Source organism: Cellulomonas sp. ACRRI, assembly GCF_022346185.1.
Taxonomy (GTDB): domain Bacteria; phylum Actinomycetota; class Actinomycetes; order Actinomycetales; family Cellulomonadaceae; genus Cellulomonas.
In genome coordinates, this window is sequence record NZ_JAKRMS010000099.1 from 1 (window position 1) to 16,442 (window position 16,442).

Consider the following 16,442-nt stretch of genomic DNA (forward strand, 5'->3'; position numbering starts at 1 on the left):
GCCCCGCGGCCGGGAGCGTCCGGCCCGGGGCGGGCCGTGGTGGTGGACATGGCACCTCTCCTGACGAGCTGGGCCGGACGCTCCCGGCCGCGGGGCGAGGTGCCCCGCGGCCGGGTGGACGTCACTGGCCGTTGAGCATCGGCGTGATCTTCTCGTCGTACTGCGCGGCGAGCTCGGTCACGTCACCGCCCTCGGCGATCGCCTGGAACAGCTCCTCGTAGACGAAGGCCGCCTCGACGGCCGCCCAGCCCGGCGCGGCCGGGGTGAGCTTGGAGGCCGCCGCGGTCTCGATCATCGTGGTCGCGAACTTGTCGTCGCCGAGCGCGTCGACGTACTGCGAGTTCGCCGGGCCGAGCCCGTTCTCGCCGAGCATCTGCTGGTACTCGGGCGAGAAGATGATCCGCAGCAGGTTCTCGGACAGCTCCGGGTGCTGGGACTTCGCCGAGATGGCGATGTTCGAGCCGCCGGCGAACACCGGCGCGATGCCGCCGTCCACGCCCGGCAGGGCGAAGATGTCGAACTTCGACTCGTCGACCATGCCGTCGCGGACCTCCTCGCCGGCGTCGTTCGTGGTGAGGTCGCCGATCGACCAGCGGGCCCAGCCCGGGGCCATGATCGTCGCGGCGGCCGGGGCGGCGCCGTCGGCGCCGTCGTTCAGGAAGTCCCAGTACGCCACGTCGCGCTCGGTGGCGGGGACGTTGGACGAGCCCTGGTAGACCGCCTGCCACTGCTCGAGGCCCTTGATGGTGTTCGGGTCGGACAGCGTCGAGGTCCACTCGCCGCCGTCCTCGGTGGCGAGCTCGCCGCCGTTCGCGAACACCCAGGAGATGCCGTTGCGCCAGTCCTGGCCGCCGATGGCGAAGCCCGACTGGGTGTCGGTCTTGAGCGCCGCGACGTCCTGGGCGAACTCGTCGAGCGTCGTGGGCTTCTCCAGGCCCGCCGCCGACCAGATGTCGGCCCGGTAGAACATGTAGCGCGAGCCGAAGTAGTACGGCAGCGCGTAGTTCTTGCCGTCCGCCTTGCCCACCTCGACGAACGACGGCAGCAGGTCGTCGCCGCCGAGCTCGTCGTAGAGCGGGGTGAGGTCGCGGAACGCGCCGATGGTGGTGAACGTCGGCGACTGGGTGTTGCCGATCTCCACGACGTCGGGCGTGTTCGCCTCGTCCGGGAGCGCCGTCGTCAGCTTGGTGACGACGTCGTTCCAGTCCTGCTCCTCGATGACGAGGGTCGAGCCGGGGTTCTCCTCCTCGAAGGTCGTCTTGAGGTAGTCGCGCAGCTCGTCGGGCGTGTCCGCCCCGTTGAGCCAGAGCGTGATCTCCGCGGCCTCGGGGGTCCCGTCCGACCCGGTCGAGCCGCCGTCGTCGCCCGACGAGCAGGCGGTCAGCACGAGCGCCGCCGCCACACCGACGGCTGCCATCCGTACGATCTTCACGTTGGTGTTCCTCCCAGATGCGTGGCGGGGCCTGCAAGCCCCGCCGGGGGTGGTGGTACCGGCACTGCAAGCGGTCGGCTCGGGGTCGTCACGTGACCCCGAGCTGACCGGACAGCACGAGGGCCGCGGCGCCGGACAGCGCCCCGTCCTCGTCCAACGAACCCATCCGCAGCACGAGGTCCTGCCCCAGCAGGGGCAGGGTCCGGGCGCGGAGCGTGGCGAGCGCCTCGACCCTGAGGGCTCCGTCCAGCAGCTCCGGGGGACCCGAGAGCAGGACCTCGGCGAGGTTGAGCGCACTGACGACGGGAGCGAGGGCCACGCCCAGCTTCCGTCCGACCGACGCGAGGACCGCGTCGGACTCCTCGGGGCTGCGGCCGGCGGTGGCGCGGCGCAGCGCGGGCAGGGAGAGCAGCGTCTCCAGGCAGCCGGCGCGCCCGCACGCGCACGGCCGGGGCTCGGGGTCGCCGGCCCGCACGTCGCGGTCGTCGACCACCGTCACGTGCCCGATCTCCCCGGCGGCGTTCGCGCGGCCGCGCACCAGGGCGCCGTCCAGCACGATCCCGGCGCCGAGGCCCTGGCCGACGGTGACGACCATGAGGCCCGACCCGCTGGCGCCGCCGTAGGTGTACTCCCCCAGGGCGTGGGTGTTCGCGTCGTTCGCGACCTGGACCGGGACGCCCAGCCGCTCGGCGAGCAGCGCGGCCAGCGGCAGGCCGTACCAGCCGCGGTTGGGCGCCTCGACGACGACGCCGGCGGCGTCGATCACGCCGGGCGACCCGATGCCGACGCCCACCACGGGGCGGTCCGCGGCGGCCAGCAGCTCGCGGCACAGGTCCTCGAGCACCGCGACCGCGGCGTCGCCGGTGCGGCCGTCGAGGGACACGGTGCGCCGCGCGACGACCGCGCCGGTGAGCGTCATGACGGCTCCGCGCAGGCTGGCGTCGTCCGCGAGGTCGACCGCCACCACCTGGAAGTCCTCGGTCCGCATCCCGACGAGGGTCGCCGGCTTGCCGACCCTCCCCTCCGGGCGGACCCCGAGCTCCCCGACCAGGCCCTCCGAGATGAGCACCGACACCAGGTCGGAGACGGTCACCCGGGTCAGGCCGGTGCTGCGCGCGAGGTCGGCGCGGGAGGACGGGCCCTGGTGGAACAGGTGCTGCAGGACGAGCGAGCGGTTGTGCGCCCGGGCGTGCTCGGGGAGCACCTTGCCCGTCGGGCGGAGTGTGCGCCCGACCCCCCGGTGGCCCGAGGTGGCGGACGGCGTCGTCGTCGTCATGTTTGTTAGTAGACCTTCCTTACTAATCCGCGGTCAAGGAGTTCGTGTGACCGTGACCACATCGTGACCGGGCGTTCACGAGGCCGACATCGACGCGGCGCGGGGCCGGCGCCCGGGAATGCGCCGCCCCTCCCCCGCGCTGCACCGGGCATGGAGCTCGGCCTGTACACGTTCGGCGACATCCACCCCGACCCGGTGTCCGGCGCGGTGACCTCCCCCGCGCAGCGCCTGCGCGACGTGCTGGAGCGGGTGCGCCTGGCCGAGCAGGTCGGCCTCGACCACGTCGGCATCGGCGAGCACCACCGCCCCGACTACGCCATCTCGTCCCCCGCCACCGTCATCGCCGCGGCGCTCGCGCAGACCGAGCGGATCAGCGTCGGCAGCGCCGTGACCGTGCTGTCCACCGAGGACCCGGTGCGGCTGTACCAGCAGTTCGCGACGATGGACCTGCTCTCGGGCGGCCGCGTCGAGCTGCTCGCGGGGCGCGGGTCGTTCATCGAGTCCTACCCGCTGTTCGGCGCCTCGCTCGACGACTACGACGAGCTGTTCGAGGAGAAGATCCGGCTGCTGCTGCGCATCGACCGCGGCAACCCCGTCACCTGGTCCGGCCGGTTCCGCGCGCCGCTGCACGCCGCGGAGATCCTGCCGCGGCCGCTCGACAAGCCGGGCCTCGGGGAGCACCTGCGGATCGCGATCGCCACCGGCGGCAACCCGGCGTCCTCGGACCGCGCCGGCCGCCTCGGCGTCCCCGTGTCCTACGCGATCATCGGCGGCCGGCCCGCGGACTTCGCCCCGCTGGTGCGGCTGTACCGGGCGGCGCACACCGAGGCCGGCCACGACCCGGCCACCCAGCGCGTCGAGGTCGCGGGGATGGGCTTCGTCGCCGACGACGGGAAGCAGGCGCGGGAGTTCTTCTTCCCGTACTGGCTCAGCACCATGCGCCGGATCGCCGCCGAGCGCGGGTTCGCCATCCCGAACCGGATCGCGTTCGAGTCCCAGGCCGCGAAGGGCGGCGCGTACGTCGTCGGCTCGCCGCACGAGGTCGCGGAGCGCATCGTCGCGCTGCACGCGGCTCTCGGCCACGACCGGCAGATCTTCCAGATGGACCTGAGCGGCGTCCCGCAGCGGGAGAGCCTCCGCGCCATCGAGCTGCTGGGCACCCAGGTGGCCCCGCTGGTGCGCGAGGCGCTGGGCTGACCCGGACCGGGCCGCACGTCCCGCTCGCCCACCGCCCCGGCCTCGATACGGTGGACCCCGTTCGATCTGCTTCCGAGAGGGACTCGCCGTGACTGCACCCGTCGACGCCACCACCACCGGCGCCTGGACCGCCCTGACCGCCCACGAGGAGGGGTTCGTCCCCGACCTGCGGGGCTGGTTCGACGCCGACCCCGAGCGCGCGACGCGCCTGACCCGGCCGCTGGCCGACCTCACGGTCGACCTGTCGAAGAACCTCGTCACCGACGAGACCCTGTCCCTGCTGGTCGCCCTCGCGGACCAGGTCGGCCTGAGGGCCCGGCTCGACGCCATGTTCGCCGGCGAGCACATCAACGTCACCGAGGACCGCGCCGTGCTGCACACCGCGCTGCGCCGCCCGGCCGACGCGGAGCCCGCCCTCGTGGTCGACGGCCAGGACGTGGACGCCGACGTGCAGGAGGTGCTCGCCAAGATCGCCGCGTTCGCCGACAAGGTCCGCTCCGGCGAGTGGACCGGCGTCACCGGCGAGCGCGTCGCGACCGTGGTCAACATCGGCATCGGCGGCTCGGACCTCGGCCCCGTCATGGCGTACGAGGCGCTCAAGCCGTACGTCCAGGACGGCCTCGAGGTGCGGTTCGTGTCCAACATCGACCCGACCGACATCGCCGAGAAGACGAAGGACCTCGACCCGACGACGACGCTGTTCATCGTCGCCTCCAAGACCTTCGGCACGCTGGAGACGCTGACCAACGCCCGCCTGGCCCGCGACTGGCTGTGGCGCGGGCTCGTCGCCGCCAGCGCGATCGAGGACACCGAGGAGGCTCGCACCGGTGCGGTCGCCAAGCACTTCGTCGCGGTGTCGACGGCCCTGGACAAGGTCGCCGCGTTCGGCATCGACCCGGAGAACGCGTTCGGGTTCTGGGACTGGGTCGGCGGCCGCTACTCGGTCGACTCGGCGATCGGCACCTCGCTCGCGATCGCGATCGGCCCGGACGCGTTCGGCGAGTTCCTGGAGGGCTTCCACGCCGTCGACGAGCACGTCCGCACCACGCCGTTCGACCAGAACGTCCCGGTCCTCATGGGCCTGCTCAACGTCTGGTACGTCAACTTCCTCGACGCGCACACGCACGCCGTCCTGCCGTACGCCCAGTACCTGCACCGGTTCCCGGCGTACCTGCAGCAGCTGACCATGGAGTCGAACGGCAAGTCGGTCCGCTGGGACGGCACGCCGGTCACGACGGAGACCGGCGAGGTGTTCTGGGGCGAGCCCGGCACCAACGGCCAGCACGCGTTCTACCAGCTGATCCACCAGGGCACCCGGCTCATCCCGGCGGACTTCATCGCGGTCGCCAACCCGGCGCACCCGCTGAAGGACGGCGAGACCGACGTGCACGGCCTGTTCCTGGCGAACTTCTTCGCGCAGACCAAGGCGCTGGCCTTCGGCAAGACCGCCGACGAGGTGCGCGCCGAGGGCACCGCCGAGGAGATCGTCCCGGCCCGCGTGTTCCCGGGGAACCGTCCGACGACGTCGATCCTCGCGCCGGCGCTGACCCCGTCGGTGCTCGGCCAGCTCATCGCGCTGTACGAGCACATCACGTTCGTCGAGGGCGTCGTGTGGGGCATCGACTCGTTCGACCAGTGGGGCGTCGAGCTCGGGAAGAAGCTCGCGCTCGAGATCGCCCCGGCGGTCGAGGGCGACGCGGACGCGCTCGCGGGCCAGGACCCGTCGACCCGGTCGCTCATCGCCCGGTACCTGGAGCTGCGCCAGGGCTGACGCCCGGCACCGCCACGCGCCGACGGGCCCGCCACGATCACGCGTCGCGGCGGGCCCGTCGGCGTGTCAGCGCCCGCTGACCGCGCCGAGTGTGCAACCGACGCGTCGAGTGTGCAGGCGGCGGATGCACAGTCGACGTGTCCTGTGCACACTCGGCGGGCGCGCGGCCGGCGGGCGCGCGGGCGCGCGGGCGCGCGGCCGGCTGGCGGGCTCAGGCGACGGGGCGCCGGCGGCCCAGGAGGTCGTCCAGCGGGTCGCGCCGGTCCGCCACCTGCGTGGGCACGGGCGGCGCGCCCGTGCCGGCGTCGACGGGCGGGAGCACCGGTCCGCCGACCAGCGGTGCCGGCTGCGGCACGGGGATCCCGCGGGCGTCGGGCCACCGGGCCGCGTCGGCGCGCTGCCCGCGGCGCCGCGAGCGCGCCCAGCCGCGCAGCCCGAGGCCGAGCAGCACCACGACCAGGACCGCGGCCTCGTAGGCCAGCACGACCTGCGCGAACAGCGTCAGCCAGACCTGGAGCGCCAGCACGGCCGCGCCGGCCATCACGGCGACCACCCGTCCCATGAGTCCCCCTCGGCTCATCCCCCTGCGGTGCGGGCCGCCAGCCTCCCGCCGATCCGGCCCGCGGGTCAAGCCCCGGCGGGCACGTCCCCGAACCAGTCGCGGACCCGGGCCACCACGGTGCGGTCGAACGCGTCGTCGTCGTGGTGCGCCGACAGCAAGCGCACGAACGACCCGCCGGCGACAGCGTCGAGCTCCCGCCGGCAGGCGGCGGGCCGGGTGACGGCGAGCTCGAGCTGGTCGGCGGCCTCGTCCGGCGTGCGGTAGAGGAACGGGTAGCCGGCCGGCAGCAGCGCGCGCGCCCACGGCAGGTCCGGGAACACCCCGACCGCGCCGGCGGCGAGCGCCTCCACGTACTCCAGCCCGTAGGACTCCTCGGCGGCGGTCGCCAGGAACGCCGTGGTCCGGCTCAGCGCCTCCCAGTACGAGTCCCGGGTCGCCGTCAGCGGGCCCACCCAGCACCACGGCCGCTCGGACATCCGCATGGCGGTCTCGGACACCAGGTGCGACTCGTGCAGGCGGGCCTCGACCCGGATGGGCGTGCGCCGCTGCACCCGGTCGACCACCTCGAGGAACAGCCGGGGCTGCTTGCGCTCCGAGACGTAGATCGCGGGGTACAGCACGACGGGGACCTCGGGCTCGTGCCGGGGCCGCACGTGGTCGACGCGGAACCCGAGGTTGACCCAGCCGGTGCGGGCCCGCTCCCCCAGCGCCGGCACGGTGAGCCGGGCGATGAGCTCGCGGATCTCGGAGGCGGTGCGCGCCGAGTTCGCGAACGTCGGGAACAGGGCGCACGACAGGGCGAGCGCGGCCCGCTCGACGTCGTGCGGGTACCGGGTGGCGTCCCACCAGACGAAGTTCATGACCCGGGGGTCCTCGCAGCCGCCGGCGCGCAGGGTCTGCCAGACCTGCACCGAGTCGAGCACGTCCATCGTGATGACCACGGTGCCGGTGCCGTCGACGAACTCCAGCGGCAGCAGGTCGAACCCGTCGCAGCGCCGCGGGCCGGGCCCGATCAGCACCGAGCCCGGGAAGACCCGCAGCAGCCGGCGGACGAGCGTGGCGCCCGCGTCGTGCCCGGCGACCCGGCCGTCGGCGTCGACCAGGACGTCGTCGTGCTTGATCGCGACGCGCACGGCCGTCACCGCCCCTCGGCGTCGACGAGCGTGCCGTCGTCGCCGGCCGCCGTGCCCCCGCCCTGCCGGGGCAGCAGCCCGCGGTCAGCCGCGCCGCGGGCACCCGCGCCGCCGGCCCCGTCGGCCGCCGGCACCCCGGGCTCGACCGGCTCGGCGGGTTCGGCCGGCTCCTGCTCGCCGGCCGGCGTCCCGCCGATCCGCATACCGTAGAACGACCGGTACACGAACACGGCCGACGTCACGAAGAAGACCGCGGCGAGCACGTGCACCAGCGTCCCGCGCCCGTCCCCGGTCAGGCTCACCGCGAGCTCGACGGCGAGCAGCCCGAACAGGGTCGTGAACTTGATGACCGGGTTGAGCGCGACCGAGGACGTGTCCTTGTACGGGTCGCCCACCGTGTCGCCGACGATCGTCGCGTCGTGCAGCGCCGTGCCCTTGGCGTGCAGGTCGACCTCGACGATCTTCTTGGCGTTGTCCCAGGCGCCGCCGGCGTTGGCCATGAAGATCGCCTGGTACAGCCCGAACACCGCGATCGACACCAGGTAGCCGATGAAGAAGAACGGCTCCACGAACGCGAACGCGAGCGTGGCGAAGAAGATCGCCAGGAACATCGTCAGCATGCCCTTCTGGGCGTACTGGGTGCAGATCTCGACCACCCGCCGGGAGTCCGCCTCGCTGGCCCGCTCGCTGCCGTCGAGCCGGATGTTCGCCCGGATGAACTCCACCGCGCGGTAGGCGCCGGTGGTGACGGCCTGGATGGACGCGCCGGTGAACCAGAAGATCATCGCGCCGCCGGTGACGAGGCCGAGCAGGAACGGCGGGTGCAGCAGCGACAGGCTGTCGAGCCCGGTGGTCAGGCCCTCGGTCAGCGCCATGATGATCGAGAAGATCATGGTGGTCGCGCCGACGACGGCCGTGCCGATCAGCACCGGCTTGGCGGTGGCCTTGAACGTGTTGCCCGCGCCGTCGTTCTCCTCCAGCATCCGCTTGGCCGGCTCCCAGCGCGGGGCGAACCCGTGCTCGGCCTCGATCTGCTCGGCGGCGCCGGGCAGCTCCTCGAGCAGCGACAGCTCGTAGACGCTCTGCGCGTTGTCGGTGACCGGGCCGTAGGAGTCGACGGCGATCGTCACCGGCCCCATGCCGAGGAACCCGAACGCCACCAGCCCGAACGCGAACACCGCGGGGGCGAGCATGATCTGGTCCAGCCCCTGCTCGCTGATGAGGAACGCCCCGCCCATCAGCGCGACGACCGTCATGCCGAGCCAGTAGGCCGAGATGTTGCCGGCCACGAGCCCGGACAGGATGTTGAGCGACGGTCCGCCCTCGCGCGAGGAGGTGACGACCTCGCGCACGTGCCGGCTGTTGGTCGAGGTGAACACCTTGACCAGCTCGGGGATGAGCGCCCCGGCGAGCGTGCCGCAGGAGATGATCGTCGCGACCTTCCACCACAGCCCGCCGACGCCGTCCAGGTGCCCGAGGACCGCCCACGTGGTCAGGTAGGTCAGCGCGATGCTCACGACGGACGTGAGCCAGACCAGCGACGTCAGGGGCTTCTCGAAGTCCATCCGCTCCGCGGCGGCGTACCGGCGGCGGGTCCACGCGTCGTTGGCGAGGTACGACACCGCCGAGGCGATGACCATGACCGCCCGGACCACGAACAGCCAGACCAGCAGCGTCGCCTGCATGAGCGGGTCGTCGACGGCGAGCAGCACGAACGTCACGAGCGCGACGCCGGTGACGCCGTAGGTCTCGAAGCCGTCCGCCGAGGGCCCGACCGAGTCGCCCGCGTTGTCCCCGGTGCAGTCGGCGATCACGCCGGGGTTCCGGGCGTCGTCCTCCTTGATCTTGAACACGATCTTCATCAGGTCGGAGCCGATGTCGGCGATCTTGGTGAAGATGCCGCCGGCGATCCGCAGCGCCGAGGCGCCGAGGGACTCCCCGACCGCGAACCCGATGAAGCACGCGCCCGCGACGTCGGCGGGCAGGAACAGCAGGATGACCAGCATCATCAGCAGCTCGAGGCTGATCAGCACCATGCCGATCGACATGCCCGACTGCATCGGGATGCGGTGCACGGGCAGCGGCCGGCCGGCCAGCGACGCGAACGCGGTGCGGGAGTTCGCGAGCGTGTTGACCCGGATGCCGAACCACGCCACGGCGTACGACCCGGCCATGCCGAGCAGGCTGAACGCGATGATCGTCGCGACCCGGCCCCACCCGAAGCCGACGAGCGCCCGGTAGTACAGGACGATCACCGCGGCGATGAAGACCCACAGCAGGAGCAGGAACCGGCCCTGCTGGGTGAGGTACGTGCGGCAGGTCGAGTAGATCAGCTCGGAGATCTCCCGCATCGCGGCGTGCACCGGCAGCCGGCGGAGCTGCACGTAGGTGGCGACGCCGAACGCGAGGCCCAGCGCGCACACAAGCAGCCCGAGGCCGAGCAGCAGCCGGCCGGAGACGGAGCCGAGCACGGTGACGGCGCCGAGGTCCGGCAGCTCGAGGCTCGCCTCGCCGCCGTGCACCCCGCCGCCGCCGGCGGAGGCGGAGCCGGGCGCGCAGCCCGCGAGCGTCGTCCCGAGGGCGGCCGCGGCGAGCGGGAGGAGCCACCCTCGCCGGCGTCCGGCCGGGGGCCGCTCGGCCGGGGCGGGGCACGCCGGGGCCTCCGGTGCGCGCGAGGAGGTGGTGCCGGTCCGGACGTCAGTGTTCACGGTCGGGTCCCTGGTGAGAGCGCCTTCGCTGTCACCCTCGACGCTAGGACCGCCCGGGGGTCGCCGGATGAGACGTACGGCCCAGGTGGGCGGCACCCACCGGCGTCAGCCCCAGCGCCCCAGCCGCTGCGCCAGCAGCGCGAGCGCCACCGGCCCGGCCGTCGAGGTCCGCAGCACGTGCGGCCCCAGCAGCACCGGCTGCGCGCCGGCGTCGACCAGGTCGGCGAGCTCGCGCTCCGCGATCCCGCCCTCGGGCCCGACGACGACCAGCACGTCGGCCGCCACGCCGGCCGCCGGCAGCGCCGCCGCCGCGAGCGGCGTGGTCGCCTCCTCGTGCAGCACGAGCACCGCACCGCCGGCCTCGACCACCTCGCGCGCCCGGCGGACCAGCGCCGCGGTCGCCAGCGCCACGTCGACAGCGGGCACGTGCGCCCGCCGCGCCTGCTTGGCCGCGGTGCGGACCGTGCCCAGCCAGCGGGCCCGGCTCTTGGCGGCCCGGTCGCCGCGCCAGACGACGATCGACCGCTCGGCCTGCCACGGCACGACGCCGTCCGCGCCGACCTCGGTGGCCGCCTCGATCGCGAGCTCGTCGCGGTCGCCCTTGGCGAGCGCCTGGACCAGCACGAGCCGCGGCGCGGGCACCGGCTCGACGACGACGGCGTGGACGCGCAGGTGCACGCCCTCGGGCCCCGCCGCCTCGACCTCGCCGACCAGCCGGGTGCCGACGCCGTCCACGACGTCGACCCGCTCCCCCGCCGCCCGGCGCTGCACGACGCCCGCGTGCCGGCCCTCGGCGCCCGCCAGGAGGTAGCGGCCGCCGACGTCGAGCGCGTCGAGGTCGCCCGGCTCCGCCAGGAAGACCGGTGCCGTCACCTCAGCGCCCGGCGAGCTTGTCGCGCAGCTTCGAGAACACGCCGCCGCCGGAGGCCGACAGCCGCGCCTCGGGCCGCTCCTCGCCGCGCAGGCCCGCGAGCCGGCGGAGCAGCTCGGACTGCTCGTCGTCCAGCGCGGTCGGCACCTTGACGTCGACGTGCACGTGCAGGTCGCCGCGGCCACCGGCGTGCAGGTGGCCGACGCCCAGGCCGCGCAGCGTCACGACCTGCGCGGGCTGGGTGCCCGGGCGCAGGTCGACCTCCTGCGGGCCGTCCAGGGTGTCGAGCGTGAGCACCGTGCCCAGGGCCGCCGCGGTCATCGGGACCTCGAGCGTGCAGTGCAGGTCGTCGCCCTCGCGCAGGAACGTGTCGTGCTTGCGCTCCCGGACCTCGAGGTAGATGTCGCCCGCGGGGCCGCCGGCGGGGCCGACCTCGCCCTGCGCGGTGAGCTTGATCCGGGTGCCGGTGTCGACGCCCGCCGGGACGTCCACCTCGAGCGTGCGGCGCGAGCGGACCCGGCCCTCGCCGGCGCACTCGGTGCAGGGCTCGGGGATGACGGTGCCGAAGCCGTGGCACGCGGCGCAGGGCTGGGAGGTCATGACCTGGCCGAGGAACGAGCGGGCCACCCGCTGCACGGTGCCGCGGCCGCCGCACACGTCGCAGGTGCGCGGCGAGGTGCCCGGGCGGCAGCAGGAGCCGTCGCAGGTCGGGCAGACCACGGCCGTCTCGACCGGGACCTCGCGGTGCGTGCCGAACGTCGCCTCGGCGAGGTCGATGTCGAGGCGCAGCAGCGCGTCCTGGCCGCGGCGGGCGCGCGGGATGGGCCCGCGCTGCGCGCCCGCGCCGGCGGAGCCGAAGAACGTCTCGAAGATGTCCTGGAAGCCGAAGCCGCCCGCGCCGCCCATGCCCCCGCCGGGGGACGACGGGTCGGCGCCCATGTCGTACATGCGGCGCTTCTCGGGGTTCGACAGCACCTCGTACGCGCGCGACACGTCCTTGAACCGGTCCTCCGAGCCCGCCTCGGCGCCCGCGACGTCCGGGTGCAGCTCGCGCGCGAGGCGGCGGTAGGCCTTCTTGATCTGCTCGGGCGTGGCGTCGCGGTCGACGCCGAGCACCTCGTAGTAGTCGCTCACTCGTCACTTCCTGTGCGTGTGCGGGCCGCGCGCGCGTGCGCGGGGTCGGGCGTTGCCTGTCGAACGTGCGCGGACCTGGGTCGGTGCCCGGCCGCGGTCATCCGGCGAGGATCCGGGACAGGTACCGGGCGACGGCGCGCACGGACGCGATGGTCCCGGGGTAGTCCATGCGGAGCGGGCCGACGGAGCCGATCCGGGCGACGGCGGTCCCGCCGCCGTCGGGTCCGCCGTACCCGGTGGTCACGAAGCTCGTCTCCACCAGCCCCTCGTGCTGGGTCTCGCGGCCGATCCGGACCGACACCGCGGCCTCGTCCTCGGCCATCTCCCCCAGCAGGCGCAGCAGGACGACCTGCTCCTCCAGCGCCTCCAGGACCGGGCTGATCGTGCGGGCGAAGTCGGCGCCGCCGCCGCGGACCAGGTTCGCGGTGCCCGCCAGGACGACGCGCTCCTCGCTCTCCTGGGCCAGCGTGTCCTCCACGACGTCCACCACGCCGCGCACGAGCGGGCCGTCGGCGGGGTCGAAGTCGTCGGCCAGGTCGGACAGCGCGGTGCCGAGCTCGGCGAGCCGCCGGCCCGCCGCCGCGGTGTTCAGCCGGGCACGCAGCCGCGCGACCGTGCCGACGTCCAGGGCGTCGGGGACCTCGATCGTGCGCTGCTCGACGCGGCCGTGGTCGGTGATGATGACGACCAGCAGGTGCCGGTCGCCGATCGGCACCAGCTCCACGTGCCGCAGGGCCGTGCGGCGCAGGGACGGGTACTGCACGACGGCCACCTGGTGCGTGAGCTGCGCGAGCAGCCGCACCGAGCGGTCGACCACGTCGTCCAGGTCCGCGGCGTCCTCCAGGAACGTCTCGATCGCGCGGCGCTCCGGGGCGGACAGCGGCTTGATGGTCGCCAGCCGGTCGACGAACATCCGGTAGCCCTTGTCGGTCGGCACCCGGCCGGCCGAGGTGTGCGGCTGCACGATGAGGCCGGCGTCCTCCAGGGCCGCCATGTCGTTGCGGATGGTCGCGGGCGACACCCCGAGGGCGTGCCGCTCGACCAGCGCGCGGGAGCCGACGGGCTCGCGGGTGGCGACGTAGTCCTCCACGATCGCCCGCAGTACGTCCAGCCTGCGGTCCTCGCTCATCGCCACCTCCCCGGCCTCCTGGCACTCGCTCGAACCGAGTGCCAATTCTACGCGTCCGCGGGCGTGGACGCGGCGTCGGTGCCGGCGCCGGCCTCCGCGTCGGCGTCGCGGCGCCGCGCGCGCAGGTCCACCAGCCCGACGACCAGGGCCACGGCGACGAGCGCGACGGTGAGCAGCAGCGCGCGGCCCGCGGCCGCGGCGCCCTCGACCCCGGACGCCAGGGCGGAGTAGTACGTGGACAGCGCCACGGCGACGCCGAGCGCGGACCCGACGCGCTGGCCGACCTGCAGCATGCTGCCCGCCACGCCCGCGCGCTCGACCGGGACGCGCGCCAGCGTGAGCGTCTGGTTCGGCGCGATCACCAGCCCGCTGCCGGCGCCCGCGACCATCTGCGTCGCGGCCATGACGAAGCCGACCGCGGGCGGGTCGACGAACCGGATCGCCAGGTCGGTGCCGATCAGCCCGAGCACCACCAGACCCAGGCCGAGGACGACGAGCGCGCGCCCGCGGGACGCCACCAGCCGGCCGGACCGCTGCGCCGACACCGCGGAGGCGATCGCGAACGGCATGTTGACCAGCCCGGCCTGCAGGGGCGTGAACCCGGCGACCTGCTGCAGGTACAGCGTCGCGACCAGGAACACCGACGTGAACCCCGCGAAGTACGCGATGCCCAGCAGCGCGCCGTTGCGGAACGCGGGCTCGCCCAGCACCCGCGGGTCGAGCACGGCGGCGCCGGTGCGCCGCTGGTACCCGCGCTCCCAGACCACGGTCGCCGCGCCGAGCACCGCCGCGACGGCGAGCCACCACCAGCGCGCCGGGTCGTCGCCGCCCTCCCCCGTCGTGGTGACGAACGGCACCATGACCGCCGCGGCGGTCAGCGCCACGCCCACCAGGCCGACCACGTCCAGCCGCGGCCGCCCGTGGCGCCCGGTCGTCCCGCTCGCCCGCCCGACGGCACCGCGCGGGAGGAACCGCAGCGCGAACGGCAGCACGACGGCGATCACCGGCACGTTGACGAAGAACACCCAGCGCCAGCCCTCCTCGGCGCCGAACGCCTGGATGATGAGACCGCCGAGCAGGGGGCCGAGCGCGGTCGACACCCCGATGGTCGCGCCGAAGTAGCCGAACGCCTTCCCGCGCTCGTACCCGGTGAACAGCTGCTGGATGGTGCCGACCACCTGCGGGTTCAGCAGGCCCGCGCTCATGCCCTGCAGCAGCCGCGCGACCGCGAGCAGCTCGTCGGAGGGCGCGAGGCCGGCGGCCAGGCTGGTCAGGGCGAAGCCGGTGAGCCCGAGCAGGAACAGCGGCCGGCGGCCGCGGGCGTCGCCGAGCCGCCCCGCGGGGACGAGCACCAGGCCGAACGCGAGGGTGTAGCCGGCGACGATCAGCTGCAGCTGGCTCGCGCCGGCGTCGAGGCTGCGCTCGATCGACGGCAGCGCCACGTTGACGATCGAGACGTCGAGCATCGTGATGAACCCGATGGCCAGGCACACGCCGAGGGCGCGCCAGCGGTGCGGGTCGGGCTCGGCGCCGGTCGGGGTGCCGGGGCGGTCGGGGTGCTGCGCGGGGCTCGACGTCACCGTCGTGTCGTACCACGCGGGCCGCGGGTCGGCACCTAGGCTGCCGCGGGTGACCGACCGCTACGGAACCGACGTGCTGTCCGGGGCATCCTCGAGCGCGCACCGCCGCCCCACCTCCACCCCGACGCCCGCTGAGCGCGGCCTGGTCGTCGAGGAGGTCACGACCGGCTGGGTCGGGGCCGTCGTCCGGGTCGAGAAGTCCGGCGGCGAGCACGTCGTCGTCCTCGAGGACCGGAAGGGCCGCACGCGGACGTTCCGGCTCGGCCCGGGGTTCTGGGTCGACGGGAAGCCGGTCGAGCTGGTGCCACCGCGGCCGACCGCGCCGACCGGGCCGAAGCGCACCGCCTCCGGGTCGCTGGCGGCCGCCGAGCAGCGGGCCCGCGTCGCGATCGGCAGCCGGATCTGGGTCGAGGGCAAGCACGACGCCGAGCTGGTGGAGAAGGTGTGGGGCGACGACCTGCGCGCCGAGGGCGTCGTGGTGGAGCTGCTCGACGGCGTGGACAACCTCGTGGACGCCCTGCGCGACTTCCGCCCCGGGCCGGGCAAGAAGGTCGGGGTGCTGGTCGACCACCTCGTCCCCGGGTCGAAGGAGCAGCGGATCGCCGACGAGGCGCTGCGCACGGTGCCCGCCGGGACGCTGCTGGTGCTCGGGCACCCGTACGTCGACGTGTGGCAGGCCGTGAAGCCCGCGCGCGTCGGGCTGGCCGCGTGGCCGACCATCGACCGGGGCACCGAGTGGAAGCGCGGCATCCTGCGCGAGCTCGGCTGGCCCGCCGACGAGCAGGCCGACGTCGCCCGCGCCTGGCAGCGGATCCTGCGGTCCGTGCGCTCCTACGCCGACCTCGAGCCGTCCCTGCTGGGTCGGGTCGAGGAGCTGATCGACTTCGTGACCGCGCCCTGACGCGCCCCGGTCAGGGGGCGACCGGCTCGTCCTGCAGCCGGCGGTACATCCAGGTCGTCGCCAGCAGGCCGACCGGGAACGACACCAGCTGCCCGACCCCGCACAGCGCGGAGCCGACCAGGTTCGCGGCGTACACCCCGAGGAACAGCAGCAGGACCGTGCTCACGTTCCGGGACACCAGGGTGAAGCTCGCCCTGATCGCGTCGACCGGCGCGAGCCGCTTGTCCAGCACGAAGAACAGCGTGAACTGGGCGAAGAACGCGAACACCAGCCCGGGGAGCACGAACAGCAGGGTGCCGACCGCGGTGCCCAGCCCGACGAGCAGCGCCGCGACGACCACCTTGCCGAAGTCGTCGAACCGGAAGAACGTGCCGACCTCGATCCGGCGGCCGTCCGCGACCTCGAGGGTCGCCCGGGTCACGCCGGCCTGCATGAAGGCGGACAGCAGCAGGATCACGGCCAGCACCACCAGGTAGCCGAACGCCAGGCCGAAGCCGGCGCCGTTCCGCAGCTCCTGGGTGTCCGGGTCGACGCTCGCGACCGTGCCGCCGAGGATCACGGCGAACAGCACCGCCGAGATCACCACGATCACGGCGAGGTAGGCGAGGACGCCGAGCAGGAACGGCCCGACCTGCTGGGTGAACTTGGTCCAGCCCCAGCTGAACGCGTCGCCGACGCCGGTGCCGGCCGTCGGCGGCCCGTAGCCGTACCCGGGCCGGGGCTGGGGCTGGGGCTGCTGGGCGTAGCC

Annotated in this window: 13 protein-coding genes; 3 read left to right on the forward strand and 10 right to left on the reverse strand. The window is 74.2% G+C overall.

Translation table 11 applies throughout. The features are described from left to right. Positions 1–121 precede the first annotated feature (121 nt). A complete protein-coding gene (locus MHY85_RS15645; RefSeq protein WP_239197896.1) occupies positions 122–1,417 on the reverse strand; it encodes an extracellular solute-binding protein in 1,296 nt (431 codons plus the stop codon). Positions 1,418–1,520: 103 nt separating this feature from the next. Beyond that, the gene (locus tag MHY85_RS15650) at positions 1,521–2,708 is read right to left on the reverse strand and encodes an ROK family transcriptional regulator (protein WP_239197898.1); all 1,188 of its coding nucleotides are present in this window, start codon (positions 2,706–2,708) and stop codon (positions 1,521–1,523) included. Between the two features lie 150 nt (positions 2,709–2,858). Between MHY85_RS15650 and MHY85_RS15655 the strand changes: the two genes are divergently transcribed. Together MHY85_RS15655 and pgi are read left to right on the forward strand one after the other, a co-directional pair. Next, complete coding sequence (locus MHY85_RS15655; protein ID WP_239197900.1) at positions 2,859–3,905, forward strand: LLM class flavin-dependent oxidoreductase; 1,047 nt, start codon at positions 2,859–2,861, stop codon at positions 3,903–3,905. Positions 3,906–3,993: 88 nt separating this feature from the next. Further along, complete coding sequence (pgi, locus tag MHY85_RS15660; protein ID WP_239197902.1) at positions 3,994–5,676, forward strand: glucose-6-phosphate isomerase; 1,683 nt, start codon at positions 3,994–3,996, stop codon at positions 5,674–5,676. Between the two features lie 211 nt (positions 5,677–5,887). On the opposite strand, the gene MHY85_RS15665 is transcribed toward pgi, so the two are convergent. From MHY85_RS15665 to MHY85_RS15695, 7 genes are all read right to left on the reverse strand, one after another. Continuing rightward, positions 5,888–6,256 (reverse strand): hypothetical protein, encoded by a 369-nt coding sequence (locus MHY85_RS15665; protein WP_239197904.1) that lies wholly within the window; start codon positions 6,254–6,256, stop codon positions 5,888–5,890. A gap of 47 nt (positions 6,257–6,303) precedes the next feature. After that, positions 6,304–7,380: a glycosyltransferase family 1 protein gene (locus tag MHY85_RS15670; protein ID WP_239197906.1), complete on the reverse strand. Its 1,077-nt coding sequence runs from the start codon at positions 7,378–7,380 to the stop codon at positions 6,304–6,306. Next, on the reverse strand, positions 7,377–10,079 hold the full coding sequence (locus MHY85_RS15675; RefSeq protein ID WP_239197908.1) for a sodium-translocating pyrophosphatase: 2,703 nt from the start codon (positions 10,077–10,079) through the stop codon (positions 7,377–7,379). Before MHY85_RS15675 ends, MHY85_RS15670 begins: the two co-directional genes overlap by 4 nt. Positions 10,080–10,184: 105 nt before the next feature. Next, a complete protein-coding gene (locus tag MHY85_RS15680; protein WP_239197910.1) occupies positions 10,185–10,952 on the reverse strand; it encodes a 16S rRNA (uracil(1498)-N(3))-methyltransferase in 768 nt (255 codons plus the stop codon). A 1-nt stretch (position 10,953) separates the two neighbouring features. Continuing rightward, positions 10,954–12,084: a molecular chaperone DnaJ gene (gene dnaJ, locus MHY85_RS15685; protein WP_239197912.1), complete on the reverse strand. Its 1,131-nt coding sequence runs from the start codon at positions 12,082–12,084 to the stop codon at positions 10,954–10,956. Positions 12,085–12,181: 97 nt separating this feature from the next. After that, positions 12,182–13,213, reverse strand: coding sequence for a heat-inducible transcriptional repressor HrcA (hrcA, locus tag MHY85_RS15690; RefSeq protein ID WP_239197914.1), 1,032 nt, complete (start codon positions 13,211–13,213; stop codon positions 12,182–12,184). A gap of 47 nt (positions 13,214–13,260) precedes the next feature. Beyond that, positions 13,261–14,793: an MFS transporter gene (locus MHY85_RS15695; protein WP_239197916.1), complete on the reverse strand. Its 1,533-nt coding sequence runs from the start codon at positions 14,791–14,793 to the stop codon at positions 13,261–13,263. Positions 14,794–14,842: 49 nt separating this feature from the next. Here MHY85_RS15695 and MHY85_RS15700 point away from each other — a divergent pair, with 49 nt between their 5' ends. Beyond that, the gene (locus MHY85_RS15700; RefSeq protein ID WP_239197918.1) at positions 14,843–15,694 is read left to right on the forward strand and encodes a DUF3097 domain-containing protein; all 852 of its coding nucleotides are present in this window, start codon (positions 14,843–14,845) and stop codon (positions 15,692–15,694) included. Between the two features lie 10 nt (positions 15,695–15,704). Here the strand turns inward: MHY85_RS15700 and MHY85_RS15705 are convergent. Continuing rightward, positions 15,705–16,442, reverse strand: a 738-nt coding sequence (locus tag MHY85_RS15705) for a hypothetical protein (protein ID WP_239197920.1), incomplete at its 5' end; no start/stop codon positions are given.

What these genes read in the sequence shown, in the direction of transcription:
- MHY85_RS15655 (WP_239197900.1), top strand. Translation starts at nt 2,859, where the DNA reads ATGGAGCTCGGCCTGTACACGTTCGGCGACATCCACCCCGACCCGGTG.
- MHY85_RS15645 (WP_239197896.1), bottom strand. Translation starts at nt 1,417, where the DNA reads ATGGCAGCCGTCGGTGTGGCGGCGGCGCTCGTGCTGACCGCCTGCTCG.
- MHY85_RS15650 (WP_239197898.1), bottom strand. Translation starts at nt 2,708, where the DNA reads ATGACGACGACGACGCCGTCCGCCACCTCGGGCCACCGGGGGGTCGGG.
- hrcA (WP_239197914.1), bottom strand. Translation starts at nt 13,213, where the DNA reads ATGAGCGAGGACCGCAGGCTGGACGTACTGCGGGCGATCGTGGAGGAC.
- MHY85_RS15665 (WP_239197904.1), bottom strand. Translation starts at nt 6,256, where the DNA reads ATGAGCCGAGGGGGACTCATGGGACGGGTGGTCGCCGTGATGGCCGGC.